At 52.1% G+C, this 11,782-nt stretch carries 10 protein-coding genes, 17 tRNA genes, 2 rRNA genes and 1 riboswitch (1 of these 30 only partly in view); of the genes, 22 read left to right on the top strand and 7 right to left on the bottom strand.

Going from position 1 to position 11,782, the window contains the following annotated elements; genetic code table 11:
- The 19 genes from MYS68_RS23990 to MYS68_RS23900 all read left to right on the top strand — a co-directional run.
- Positions 1-1,475, top strand: a 23S ribosomal RNA gene (locus tag MYS68_RS23990); it begins 1,441 nt to the left of the window's first position.
- 158 nt (positions 1,476-1,633) lie between these two features.
- A 5S ribosomal RNA gene (gene rrf, locus MYS68_RS23985) occupies positions 1,634-1,750 on the top strand.
- An 81-nt stretch (positions 1,751-1,831) separates the two neighbouring features.
- Positions 1,832-1,907, top strand: a tRNA-Asn gene (locus MYS68_RS23980).
- A gap of 1 nt (position 1,908) precedes the next feature.
- Positions 1,909-2,000, top strand: a tRNA-Ser gene (locus tag MYS68_RS23975).
- An 11-nt stretch (positions 2,001-2,011) separates the two neighbouring features.
- Positions 2,012-2,083, top strand: a tRNA-Glu gene (locus MYS68_RS23970).
- Between the two features lie 36 nt (positions 2,084-2,119).
- Positions 2,120-2,195, top strand: a tRNA-Val gene (locus tag MYS68_RS23965).
- Between the two features lie 18 nt (positions 2,196-2,213).
- Positions 2,214-2,290, top strand: a tRNA-Met gene (locus MYS68_RS23960).
- 13 nt (positions 2,291-2,303) lie between these two features.
- A tRNA-Asp gene (locus MYS68_RS23955) sits at positions 2,304-2,380 on the top strand.
- A 62-nt stretch (positions 2,381-2,442) separates the two neighbouring features.
- A tRNA-Phe gene (locus MYS68_RS23950) sits at positions 2,443-2,518 on the top strand.
- Between the two features lie 17 nt (positions 2,519-2,535).
- A tRNA-Thr gene (locus MYS68_RS23945) sits at positions 2,536-2,611 on the top strand.
- Positions 2,612-2,621: 10 nt separating this feature from the next.
- Positions 2,622-2,707: transfer RNA gene (locus MYS68_RS23940), tRNA-Tyr, on the top strand.
- A gap of 14 nt (positions 2,708-2,721) precedes the next feature.
- Positions 2,722-2,795: transfer RNA gene (locus MYS68_RS23935), tRNA-Trp, on the top strand.
- Between the two features lie 9 nt (positions 2,796-2,804).
- Positions 2,805-2,880, top strand: a tRNA-His gene (locus tag MYS68_RS23930).
- 16 nt (positions 2,881-2,896) lie between these two features.
- Positions 2,897-2,968, top strand: a tRNA-Gln gene (locus MYS68_RS23925).
- Between the two features lie 11 nt (positions 2,969-2,979).
- A tRNA-Gly gene (locus tag MYS68_RS23920) sits at positions 2,980-3,054 on the top strand.
- Position 3,055: 1 nt separating this feature from the next.
- Positions 3,056-3,129: transfer RNA gene (locus tag MYS68_RS23915), tRNA-Cys, on the top strand.
- An 8-nt stretch (positions 3,130-3,137) separates the two neighbouring features.
- Positions 3,138-3,226 (top strand) — tRNA-Leu (locus tag MYS68_RS23910).
- A 14-nt stretch (positions 3,227-3,240) separates the two neighbouring features.
- Positions 3,241-3,317 (top strand) — tRNA-Arg (locus tag MYS68_RS23905).
- Between the two features lie 27 nt (positions 3,318-3,344).
- Positions 3,345-3,424 (top strand) — tRNA-Leu (locus MYS68_RS23900).
- Positions 3,425-3,513: 89 nt separating this feature from the next.
- Here MYS68_RS23900 and ltrA read toward each other — a convergent pair.
- Together ltrA and MYS68_RS23890 are read right to left on the bottom strand one after the other, a co-directional pair.
- Positions 3,514-4,839 carry a group II intron reverse transcriptase/maturase gene (gene ltrA / locus MYS68_RS23895; protein WP_248924450.1) on the bottom strand — a complete coding sequence of 442 codons (1,326 nt, stop codon included), beginning with the start codon at positions 4,837-4,839 and terminating at the stop codon, positions 3,514-3,516.
- Positions 4,840-5,606: 767 nt separating this feature from the next.
- Positions 5,607-5,831 (bottom strand): alpha/beta-type small acid-soluble spore protein, encoded by a 225-nt coding sequence (locus MYS68_RS23890; protein ID WP_248928260.1) that lies wholly within the window; start codon positions 5,829-5,831, stop codon positions 5,607-5,609.
- Between the two features lie 132 nt (positions 5,832-5,963).
- On the opposite strand from MYS68_RS23890, the gene MYS68_RS23885 reads away from it, so the two are divergent.
- A complete protein-coding gene (locus tag MYS68_RS23885; protein ID WP_248928259.1) occupies positions 5,964-6,614 on the top strand; it encodes an ATP-dependent DNA ligase in 651 nt (216 codons plus the stop codon).
- Here the strand turns inward: MYS68_RS23885 and MYS68_RS23880 are convergent.
- A complete protein-coding gene (locus MYS68_RS23880) occupies positions 6,535-7,215 on the bottom strand; it encodes a YqjF family protein (protein WP_420852237.1) in 681 nt (226 codons plus the stop codon). The genes MYS68_RS23885 and MYS68_RS23880 overlap by 80 nt on opposite strands.
- A gap of 183 nt (positions 7,216-7,398) precedes the next feature.
- Positions 7,399-7,482, top strand: a riboswitch (cyclic di-GMP riboswitch).
- Positions 7,483-7,571: 89 nt separating this feature from the next.
- Between MYS68_RS23880 and MYS68_RS23875 the strand changes: the two genes are divergently transcribed.
- Both MYS68_RS23875 and MYS68_RS23870 read left to right on the top strand, forming a co-directional pair.
- A complete protein-coding gene (locus MYS68_RS23875; protein WP_248928258.1) occupies positions 7,572-8,018 on the top strand; it encodes a chemotaxis protein CheX in 447 nt (148 codons plus the stop codon).
- A gap of 98 nt (positions 8,019-8,116) precedes the next feature.
- A complete protein-coding gene (locus MYS68_RS23870; RefSeq protein ID WP_248928257.1) occupies positions 8,117-8,404 on the top strand; it encodes an alpha/beta-type small acid-soluble spore protein in 288 nt (95 codons plus the stop codon).
- A gap of 78 nt (positions 8,405-8,482) precedes the next feature.
- On the opposite strand, the gene MYS68_RS23865 is transcribed toward MYS68_RS23870, so the two are convergent.
- From MYS68_RS23865 to glpX, 4 genes are all read right to left on the bottom strand, one after another.
- Positions 8,483-8,698 (bottom strand): hypothetical protein, encoded by a 216-nt coding sequence (locus MYS68_RS23865; RefSeq protein WP_248928256.1) that lies wholly within the window; start codon positions 8,696-8,698, stop codon positions 8,483-8,485.
- Between the two features lie 27 nt (positions 8,699-8,725).
- Positions 8,726-9,661: a polysaccharide deacetylase family protein gene (locus MYS68_RS23860; RefSeq protein ID WP_248928255.1), complete on the bottom strand. Its 936-nt coding sequence runs from the start codon at positions 9,659-9,661 to the stop codon at positions 8,726-8,728.
- A gap of 168 nt (positions 9,662-9,829) precedes the next feature.
- A complete protein-coding gene (locus MYS68_RS23855) occupies positions 9,830-10,645 on the bottom strand; it encodes a sulfite exporter TauE/SafE family protein (protein ID WP_248928254.1) in 816 nt (271 codons plus the stop codon).
- 86 nt (positions 10,646-10,731) lie between these two features.
- Entirely contained in the window at positions 10,732-11,700 is a 969-nt protein-coding gene (glpX, locus tag MYS68_RS23850) for a class II fructose-bisphosphatase (RefSeq protein WP_248928253.1), read from the bottom strand.
- Positions 11,701-11,782: the final 82 nt, after the last annotated feature.

The following is an 11,782-nucleotide window of genomic DNA, read 5'->3' as shown; positions in this document are numbered from 1 at the left end:
AACCGTTATGAGCAATGGGGTGACGCAGAAGGGTAGTGACGCGGACTGATGGATGTCCGTCCAAGCAGTAAGGCTGGTGCGTAGGCAAATCCGCGCATCGATAAGGCTGAGCTGTGATGGGGAGGGAAACTTCGGGAGTACCGAAGGTCATGATCTCAAGCTGCCAAGAAAAGCCTCTAGCCAGGGAGAAGGTGCCCGTACCGCAAACCGACACAGGTAGGCGAGAAGAGAATTCTAAGGCGCGCGGAAGAACTCTCGTTAAGGAACTCGGCAAAATGACCCCGTAACTTCGGGAGAAGGGGTGCCCCGGTAAGGTGAATAGCCGGAGGGGGCCGCAGTGAAAAGGCCCAAGCGACTGTTTAGCAAAAACACAGGTCTGTGCGAAGCCGCAAGGCGAAGTATACGGGCTGACGCCTGCCCGGTGCTGGAAGGTTAAGGGGAGCGGTAAGGTGCAAACCGAAGCTGTGAACCGAAGCCCCAGTAAACGGCGGCCGTAACTATAACGGTCCTAAGGTAGCGAAATTCCTTGTCAGGTAAATTCTGACCCGCACGAATGGCGTAACGACTTGGGCGCTGTCTCGACGAGAGATCCGGTGAAATTTTAATACCTGTGAAGATGCAGGTTACCCGCGACAAGACGGAAAGACCCCATGGAGCTTTACTGCAGCTTGATATTGGACTTTGGTACGATCTGTACAGGATAGGTGGGAGCCTTTGAAGCATGAGCGCCAGCTTGTGTGGAGGCGACGTTGGGATACCACCCTGATCGTATCGGAGTTCTAACCTGGTACCCTGATCGGGTATGGGGACAGTGTCAGGTGGGCAGTTTGACTGGGGCGGTCGCCTCCTAAAGAGTAACGGAGGCGCCCCAAGGTTCCCTCAGAATGGTTGGAAATCATTCGAAGAGTGCAAAGGCAGAAGGGAGCTTGACTGCGAGACAAACAGGTCGAGCAGGGACGAAAGTCGGGCTTAGTGATCCGGTGGTACCGAATGGAAGGGCCATCGCTCAACGGATAAAAGCTACCCTGGGGATAACAGGCTTATCTCCCCCAAGAGTCCACATCGACGGGGAGGTTTGGCACCTCGATGTCGGCTCATCGCATCCTGGGGCTGAAGTAGGTCCCAAGGGTTGGGCTGTTCGCCCATTAAAGCGGTACGCGAGCTGGGTTCAGAACGTCGTGAGACAGTTCGGTCCCTATCTGTCGCGGGCGTAGGAAATTTGAGAGGAGCTGTCCTTAGTACGAGAGGACCGGGATGGACGTACCGCTGGTGTACCAGTTGTCTCGCCAGAGGCACGGCTGGATAGCCAAGTACGGAAGGGATAAGCGCTGAAAGCATCTAAGCGTGAAGCCCCCCTCAAGATGAGATTTCCCAGTATGTAAGACCCCTTGTAGACGACGAGGTAGATAGGTTCGGGGTGGAAGCGCGGCAACGTGTGGAGCTGACGAATACTAATCGGTCGAGGGCTTAACCATATTACCCAAGAAAGTGAAGCGAAGCGTTGTAGCTTATGCCGATTACTTTCTCGGGGCCCAAAAGGATAAATTCTAAAGCGTAACTTGAAGTGATTCGCATCTAGTTTTCAGGGAGCAAGATGCTCCCGAAGCGAGTTTTGTTTAAGACAAAACTCATGTTTGGTGACGATGGCGGAGGGGAACCACGCGTACCCATCCCGAACACGACCGTTAAGCCCTCCAGCGCCGATGGTACTTAGACCGCAGGGTCTTGGGAGAGTAGGACGTCGCCAAGCAGCCCAAAGCACGTTCGACCTTCGCAGGTCGAGTACATGTGAGAGTCGAACGTTGCAAAAAAGGCAATATTAACTAAATATTCCCCGATAGCTCAGTCGGTAGAGCACTCGACTGTTAATCGAGTTGTCACAGGTTCGAGTCCTGTTCGGGGAGCCATGGAGAGGTGTCCGAGTTGGCCGAAGGAGCACGATTGGAAATCGTGTAGGCGTCACAAGCGTCTCGAGGGTTCGAATCCCTCTCTCTCCGCCACTATTTATTACGGCCCGTTGGTCAAGGGGTTAAGACACCTCCCTTTCACGGAGGTAACAGGGGTTCGAATCCCCTACGGGTCATTTAGTCTCCGCATATTTTTACGGAGACTCCACTATGGAGGCTTAGCTCAGCTGGGAGAGCATCTGCCTTACAAGCAGAGGGTCGGCGGTTCGATCCCGTCAGCCTCCACCATATATGATATTTAATCGACGCGGGGTGGAGCAGCCCGGTAGCTCGTCGGGCTCATAACCCGAAGGCCGCAGGTTCAAATCCTGCCCCCGCAACCAACTTTTCTATCGCGGAGCCGTGGTGTAGAGGCCTAACATGCCTGCCTGTCACGCAGGAGACCGCGGGTTCGAATCCCGTCGGCTCCGCCATTTAACATCTCGTAAGGGATGAGAACCCAATGTTTTCAGGGTTCGATGAAGTATATTAGCATGGCTCGGTAGCTCAGTCGGTAGAGCAGAGGACTGAAAATCCTCGTGTCGGCGGTTCGATTCCGTCCCGAGCCACCATTTTTCGTTGTAAGTTAGCCGCTGTAGCTCAATTGGTAGAGCAACTGACTTGTAATCAGTAGGTTGGGGGTTCAAGTCCTCTCGGCGGCACCATTGGTAATTTGGAGGCTTAGCGAAGTGGCCAAACGCAGCAGACTGTAAATCTGTTCTCGTACGAGTTCGGTGGTTCGAATCCATCAGCCTCCACCACTTTTTAATCTCATAGGGGCATAGTTTAAAGGTAGAACAAAGGTCTCCAAAACCTTTGGTGTGGGTTCGATTCCTGCTGCCCCTGCCAATCAATATGGCGGTCGTGGCGAAGTGGCTAACGCATCGGATTGTGGCTCCGACATTCGAGGGTTCAATTCCCTTCGATCGCCCCATTTTTTTATAAATCGTTGGGGATTAGCCAAGCGGTAAGGCAACGGACTTTGACTCCGTCATGCCTAGGTTCGAATCCTAGATCCCCAGTGTATACTAATGCGGAAGTGGCTCAGGGGTAGAGCATCGCCTTGCCAAGGCGAGGGTCGCGGGTTCGAATCCCGTCTTCCGCTCCAAGGCGCCATAGCCAAGTGGTAAGGCAGAGCTCTGCAAAAGCTTTACCCCCAGTTCGAATCTGGGTGGCGCCTCCATTTTTTTAGCCGGAGTGGCGGAATCGGCAGACGCACAGGACTTAAAATCCTGCGGTAGGTGACTACCGTACCAGTTCAAGTCTGGTCTTCGGCACCACTCAACGACAACATGTGCCCTTAGCTCAGCCGGATAGAGCGTTTGACTACGAATCAAAAGGTCAGGAGTTCGAATCTCTTAGGGCACGCCATTTTTTTTTTGATCTTTAATTTCATAAGCCGGTGTGGCGGAATTGGCAGACGCGCGCGACTCAAAATCGTGAGGGAAACCGTGGGGGTTCGAGTCCCTTCACCGGCATCGAATGAAAATCGAGTAGGCCCATGAATGAATTCATGGGCCTCTCACAGAACCGGACGTGCGGGTCATCGCATCCGGCTCCTCCGCGCTTATCCCCGCTGGGGATGATGTTCATTATAGATGTCTACGAGAAAAACGAGACCTCTTTCTCTGAACCAATCGTTTGGCATTGCAACACTGGCTGGCTTGGATAGCGAGCTTCTCCATGCGAACATACGCATCTTGGGAAGCTCTCCCCTCCACTTATTCTTTCTTAGTGCCCTGTAGAAGTTCTTCGGCTTTTTCCAGCTCCGCAACTGTACCATCCGGAGCCTTCTCCTTATCCATGCATCGTACTCTCTCATCAGACTTCCTACGTTGCCCCAGCCAAAATAGCTACCCCATCCACGTAAATATGGATTCAACTTCTTTCGGATCAGCTGTTCCACATTCACCGTTTGGTTCCGCCGCGTAATTGCTTTCACGCGTTCTTTAAATTTCTGTTTGGCTTTCGAGGATGGAGTAACCCAAAATCCCGGTTTAAACTCATGACCTAGGAACATAAAGGACTGTTCCAAGTTGTTCACGATCTTGGTTTTCTCCGGGTGTACTTTGAGCCCAAGCTCTTGTTCCAGTAGACGAATAACACCTTGGAGTACCCTCTCTGCCCCCTTTTGGGATTTGCAGCAGATCACAAAATCATCGGCGTACCGTGTTATACGGTGCTTCCGTTCAGTCATGAGCTTATCCAGCGGGTTTAGGTAGATATTCGCCAAAAGCGGACTAATAACCCCACCCTGTGGACTTCCTTGCTCGTTCAGGTGAAAACTTCCGTTCTCCATGACTCCGGACTTTAAGAAGCTTTCTATGAGCTTTAGGACACTACCATCCACCACTTCTTCCTTGACGGCCTTAAGCAACTTGTCATGTGGAATGAGATCGAAATACGATTTCAGGTCGGCGTCGATCACATAAACGTATCCATCCATGAGATCTTTCCGAATGTTCTCCAGCGCCATGTGTGCACTGCGTCCCGGGCGAAACCCAAAACTACACTCCATAAATGTCGCCTCGTAAATCGGTTCGAGGATTCGGCGGGTCGCCGCCTGTACTACGCGATCGCGAATTGCGGGTATCCCGAGCGGCCTTTGACCCCCATTTTCCTTGGAAATGTACATGCGCCTGACCGGCATCGGCTTGTATGCCTTCGCCCGCAGCTCCTGCTGAAGCGTTCTTAAGTTACGCTCCAGTTCACTCTCGAATACCTTTATGGTCACTCCGTCTACTCCCGCTGCTCCCCGGTTGCGCTTGACCTCCCGGAATGCCTCCTCAAGGTTCGGCATCGCCCATATCTTGTCGATGAGGCTGTGCCATCTGCGTTTTCTCGGGACTTCTACTCCCTCACGAAAGCCTACCTCTCCTTTTCCTTCCTTCATGTCTCGTGTTCCTTCCCTTTCAGTTTCCGGACGTATAGCTAATCTTTCAGCCTTTCCGGTTCCCCTTCGGTACTCCGCCCCAGACGGCCTACCCTTTTGTTCAGCCCCGGCTCTTCGCTCTTCTTGGCTCCCCGGCTTCTGTCTGGCACATGACGGCTTCCTAGGTGGTTATGCTTTTCTTCCACGGTTCCGGGCTTCGCACCAAGTCTTTGCCTTTTGGGTCTAAGCTTGCACCGACAACGTTGGTGTCGGTTCACTTGCCATTGCGGCTTTTCCGGCAAGCTTTCTCACTACTATCCCTTCGTATGACTGCTCACCATCCATCATTCTGTCTTAGCCCTATAAGCCTTGAAAAGAGTTTACCGCTATGCGGAAGACGATAAGCCCTCCTTGGGTCACGTCATCGTCTTTCCCCCGAATCCAGTCCTCCTAACTTTCGAAGCCTATGGTGGTATAGGACGTCCCCTTCTCTTGCAGGGTTATCCGGCTTCGCCAGCCAACATGGTTCATGCCGCCTGTTCCGGGTTTTGCCTTCTGATCCTCCGCACCCTCCCTTACGGCCAGAGCACTACCAGTCGGCTATGCGCTTCCGCCACCCCGCGGTGCGCTCGGGACTTTCACCCGTTAGTACGATGCGCTGCCAAGCGCACAAGACCGCAAAGGATATCGGATATCCTTTGCGGTCTTTTCCGCTTATAAGATTCAGAAAGCATAATTTTGATCTTTCAAGAAAAGCTTCCGTTTAGACCCGAGTATCTTAGCTTTTCCTACAAGCGAAAACCGGACAGCTGCTGCTCGGCGATTTGCACCATGCGGCGGACCATATGTCCCCCGATAGCGCCGGTATCGCGAGTGGCCATGTAACCGTAGTATCCGTCCTGCGGCACTTGAATGCCTAACTCCTGGGCGACTTCAAACTTCAATTGCTCCATGGCTCTTGTCGCTTGCTGAACGACCAGTTGGTTGCTCGAACGACTTTGACCACGTCCCATATTGATTTCACCTCCTGAAGTAGTTGCATTCTTATTATGGTTGGATGTTTTCCAAAATATGCATTCCCGTCCCCTATTTTCCTGATAAACCGCAGGCTGCTCCATGGTACAATGGAATGCGGGGGAATGTCTATGATTATCGCACCGATGATGCTCGAAAGTGCCGAAAATCCGTTTGACGCAAGAGATTATATATTCGAGCCGAAAGTGGAAGGACTCCGCGTGATATTAACCCGAACGGAGATAGAGACCAGATTGTTATCGCATAAAAAATATGAAGTCACTCGATTGTTCCCGGAACTTCACTGCGTCCCCGTTGAAGGGAATGTCATCCTGGATGGGGTCGTGTGCCGTATAGACCCGGAAAGCGGCTTTTATGACGGTGCTCCAGTTGCGGAAAGAATGCGCTTTAGCAAAAGAAAGCAGATAGAGGCGGCAGTCCGCAACTGTCCTGTGATCTTTACCGTTTTCGATGTTCTTTCCTATAAAGACAGGGATTTACGAAAGCTGCCGCTTATGAAAAGAAAATCGATTTTGGAGTCGATTTTAACGGAAAATGAATTTTTTCAAAAAATATCTTATATCGAGAACGAAAGAGATCTGGTTTATAGCGCTATGTTTAACCGCGAACCGGAAGGCTTGATCGCTAAAAGAAAAGACAGCAGGTATGTAGGAAGAAGGTCCCACGATTGGGTGCATTTGATCAGCCCGGAGACAAAGGCCAAATCCATACTTCCAGTCGTTTTGAAAAATGAAGATGAGGTTTTTGACCCGACGGCTTGATCGATTGAGCTGTCATCATGGTATTCAGTCCGATATCGGCTTCTGCCTGCTGCAGCGGCCACGGCAGGTGAAGTATATCCCCCCGCACAACTTCCCTCTTACGATTTGTCGTATACAGACAGTATCGCTCGGTAAGCCAATATTCCCATGATCCCTGCGAGGCATAAAAAACGGGAGAAACAGGTTTATATCGTCCTTCGAATGCAACCGGAGTTTCGGTTGTATTTTTTCTGCGGCTTCGGTAACGGATGATTCCGTCCTCATTTGTGCATTCCATTTCTGCATAGAAATACGGAAGATGAAAAAACGTTTTGGCAGTCTGCACTGCCAGCCGGTTGGCCGCGTCGAGGCTGAAAAAATAAACACCCGGTTTACCGTTTACGGTAACGTAGGTTCTTACGTTGATTTCGGGAAAACGATCGGTAAACGGGATAGGAGGCAGGCCTCGCAGCCGTATACCGCTCATCCTGAAAGGCACGACGCCGATCCAGGCGAAGCCGTCGAACGTATCGAGCGTCATTCCGGAAGGAATCATTTCACGGATTTCCTGAGGGCGGACCGGCCAGTGTGCAAACAGAAGGTCGTGCCAAATTTGCTTCATGATCCAGGACGATTCAGGGACGGGCCACGGACGGTGGGCTTGAGAAACGGGCAGCTTCAATGTAAGGACAACTCCTTAAGACTTATTTTTATCGATTCCATGAAATTTTGTCCAATTTGTTAGTGCCTAATTTCGACTGATATGGTAAAATAGTAGTACAACTCACGACTCACAGGCAAGTCAAATCCGAAACGGCAAACCTATTGAAAAATAGGGACGCAAAGCTTCAGGCCTAAAGGAGAATCCAATGGCGGCTGAGTTACCGAAATTTGTGTTTTCTATTCCTGAGAGTGTATTCAGAAATAGCGACCACCCGTTTCGGGTGGTTTTTTTTGCATAAAACGGAGGGATTTCTGATGCAAGCGGCTTATATTAATCCTTTTCTCGCTTCGTCGGTGATGGTTATCGAGCAGCTTATCAACGTAAAGCCGACTGTCGGCGAATTGAAGATTTTGGATGTCTCCATGGGGGGCGATCACATCTGGCTGAAAATAGGTTTAATCGGACAGATGAAGGGAGACATAATTTTTGGCTTCCCGGAGCAGGTTGCGCTGAAGATCGTGTCCGGAATGATGGGCGGCTTTCAAGTGACGCAGTTCGACGAGCTCAGTCAAAGCGCCATAGGCGAGCTGGGCAATATGATCAGCGGAAATGCCAGCACGATGCTCTACAATGAAGGCATCGAGATTGACATTACGCCTCCTAACCTGATTCAAGGTGAGATGACCGGAGTGAAAAAAGCATTTTCGATTCCTCTCAATTTGCCGGATATCGGCGGATTTCATATTTACGTCATGGCCTAGTACATAGATCGTTCGGTTGAGGTTAACCTATGGAATAAGCACGGCTGAGGGATGAACTTCATCTGTGCTTATAAGCTGGTTATAGGAGGTTAACCGTAATGGCTCGAAGAAGGAGCAATCGACGACTCGTCGTACCCGGCGCGGAGCATGGTGTTGACCAGTTCAAAGCACAAGTGATGAAACAGAAAGGTTATCAGACTTCGCCGGACCGGCCCGATCAGGTCAAATATGAGGTGGCACGAACGCTTGGCATACCGCTGGAGCCGGGGAATAACGGAAACCTGACCACAGAGCAGGCGGGAAAAATCGGCGGTCAGATCGGCGGTACGATGGTACGGGAAATGATTAAGATGGCCCAGCAGCATTTGGCCGGACCAAGACGTTAATGGAAAAGGAGCTCAGGGCCGCACATCTGCGGCATTGGCTCCTTTTTGCTTGCTTTGCTTACTCGTGGAGGCTGCGGCTTACTTCTCCTCTTCCTTTTCCTCCTGGTCTTCCTGATCGCTTTGATCGGCATTGATAATGACCGTGTATTGCATATTATCATGTTTAATGACTTGGGCCACTTCGATATAAGGAGTTCCGAGCTCCTGTTCGGCATCTTCGACCAGCTGCTGCAGCTTCTGGCTCAGGCTGGCGTTCCAATCCAAGGTGACGTCCACAAAATATTGTTGAATCATGGTTGTAAGTATACTCCTTTCGCGAAATCACTTCTGTTTCGATTCATGCAGCAGCTCGGGCAGCGTGACAAGCTCCAGACCTTTGGCCCGCAGCTGCTCGATGATGCCGGGCAGCGCCTGCACGGTTCCGGATAAATCCTGGCCGTCGCCTCCGCCCGAATGCTGAAGGATGATAGCTCCGGCCCGGGCATCCTTCATGACGTTATAGGTGACTTGCTGTGCATTCAATTGCCGCCAATCCTGAGAGTCAACATTCCAGTTGACGACAAGCATACGCTCAGCCGCCGCCCATTTCAGCTGGCTTTCGCTGATTTCTCCATAAGGGGGGCGCAAAAATCGCGGACTGTATCCTGTCAACCTTTTAATAATCGCGTCGGTTTTACGGATTTGCGATTTATATTTTTCATCGGGCAGCTTGGGGAGCAGCGCATGATCATAAGAATGATTGCCGATCACATGCCCTTCCCGAACCATTCGTTTCACCAGCTGAGGATGTTTTTCGGCCCGGGAGCCTACGATGAAAAACGTCGCCTTCACATGGTATTTCTTTAATATATCCAATACTTGAGGGGTATACTTATCGTCCGGCGCATCGTCGAAGGTAAGCGCGGCTTTAGGGGCGCTGACAGGCGATTTCAGCATAAAGATGCCCGGATATTTCTTCGTCAGTTCCGCAATGGTCAGCTTGCGTTCGCTGTTTTTTGCGGATACCGCAGGGGCGGAGGGGGCATTTTCTTTCTTCGTTTTAGGTTTAGGCTCCTCCCGGGACGGCTGATTTGGCGGTGCAGGTACAGGCTGGGGCACGGCTTGCGGAGCCGGGCTCAGGTTCGGAACGGCATCTCCGGTTTGGGGGATTCCCGTACGCGGGAGAGCCGGATTCCATTTTGGGCCTATGGGTTCCTCGTACTGGAAAGGGATTGGGAACGGAATCAGATCTTGCTGCCGGGAAACGATAGATTTCATTTCCGGCCTAGGTTCCGCCGAGTTGCCAAACCTGCAGCCAGACAGCATAGAAAGGGAAAGCAGGCCAAGGAAGAGGAGGATCGGTTTGCGCATGGATCGAAGGTTCCCCCTTTTCTCGTGTCGTTGCTTTTAGTTTGCGAAAAAAGGGGGAGTTTATCCTTGGAATTGTTAAGTCGTTATTCCTTCGTATATCATCCGCAGGGCTACGAGAAGGAAGGTGACTCGCAGTACCCACATCAGTTTTTTGGTGCTGAGCATTCCGGCGATTTTGGCGCCGAGCCAGCCTCCGACGAGCGCGCTGGGAGCGAGTCCCGCCACCATGATAAGGTCCACTTCGCCGAGGCTGAAGTGGGTAACGCTGCCCATGATGGAGGAGAGGAAGATGACGAACATCGACGTCGCCGTCGCTACATGGGGCGGGTAACGGAACAGCAGCACCATTGCAGGGACGAACAGGGAACCTCCGCCGATGCCGAACAGACCGGATACCAGCCCGACGAGAAGCCCGATGACGAGTGCCGGAACGATGCTGTACCCGTAAGTATGGGTGGCGCCCTTCTGGTCGGTGAAACTGCGCTGAATGCTCCACCGGACGTTCAGCGGTTTCAAATAGTCCCGCAGGATAAGCAGGATTGCCATCAGCAGCATAAACAGGCCGAAATCGGTCTGGAACGATTTCACATCCATAAATTGCGTCAAATACGATCCGAGCATGGCACCGGGACCGCTGGTTATAAAATAAAGCCAGCCGCTTTTAAAATCGACGCGTTTTTGCTTGATGAAGGTCAAGGTGGAAGAGAGGGCGGTAAAAATAAGCACAGCCAGGGAAGTGCCGACGGCCGTCGATACGGAAATGTGCTCACCGAGAAAATAGGGACCGAGATAAACCAGCACCGGCACGATGATGATGCCGCCCCCGAGACCTACGAGACTGCCGAACGTTGCGGATACCAAACCGACGATGATGTAGAAAAAAAAGCTCACCGGAGAAAACCTACTTTCCAAGTTGATGTGTAAATGAAAACCTTCTTGGATTGTAGCATAGTTTTTTCCGGTGAAGAAGTGATACGTTACAGGGCTTCGAGCAGCGGTTTATTCGGCAGGTAGTGAAGCGTTTGAATAAACCGGATCGTTTTCGTTTTGGCGCGCATGACGATGGAATGTGTCTCTGCGCGTTGATCCGTCAAATATTTGACGCCTCCGAGAAATTCTCCCGGCGTGATGCCGGTAGCCGCAAAAATAACGTCTTCGCTGCCGATCATGTCCTGCATCGTCAATATTTTATTAGGATCCGACAGTCCCATCTCAATGCAGCGCTGCCGCTCATCGTCGCTTGCGGGCAGCAGACGTCCCTGCAGTTCACCGCCCAGGCAGATCAGCGCCGCCGCCGCAAGCACGCCTTCAGGCGCGCCGCCCGAGCCGACGTACAGGTCGATGCCCGATTCCGGCATCGCCGGGGCCATCGCTCCGGCTACATCGCCGTCGCTTAAAAATTTGATACGGACGCCGACTTCGCGCAGCGTGCGGATGATCGATTGATGGCGTTCGCGGTCGAGCACCATGACGGTCAGGTTATGCAAATCTTTCCCGAGATGATGAGCCGCTTTCCGCAGCGTTTCCTCAAGCGGGTCGTCCAGCCGCAGCTTTCCGGCCAGCTGCGGTCCTACGGCAAGCTTCTGCATGTACATATCCGGCGCATGCAGCAGATTTCCTTTGTTTGCAACCGCTATGACGGCAAGCGCGTTGTTCAATCCTTTAGCGACAAGTTCGGTGCCTTCGAGCGGGTCGACCGCCACGTCGACTTCGGGTCCCTGCATGCTGCCGACCCGCTCGCCGATGTACAGCATGGGAGCCTCGTCCATCTCTCCTTCGCCGATCACGACCGTCCCCTGAATCGATACGGAATCGAACATCGCTCTCATGGCGGCGGTAGCCGCTCCGTCCGCCTGGTTTTTATCCCCCCGGCCCATCCAGCGGGCTGCGGCAAGCGCCGCCAGCTCCGTAACGCGTACGATCTCCAGTGCCAGTTCTCTCTCCACGATTTCCAGCTCCCTTTCTTTACGTCATAATATAAATAATATGTCATAAATGGTGTTTTTTCAATGATAATTGTGCGTATTA

This window comes from Paenibacillus hamazuiensis (genome assembly GCF_023276405.1).
GTDB lineage: Bacteria > Bacillota > Bacilli > Paenibacillales > NBRC-103111 > Paenibacillus_AF > Paenibacillus_AF hamazuiensis.
This window is presented reverse-complemented; position numbering and strand designations above follow the sequence as displayed.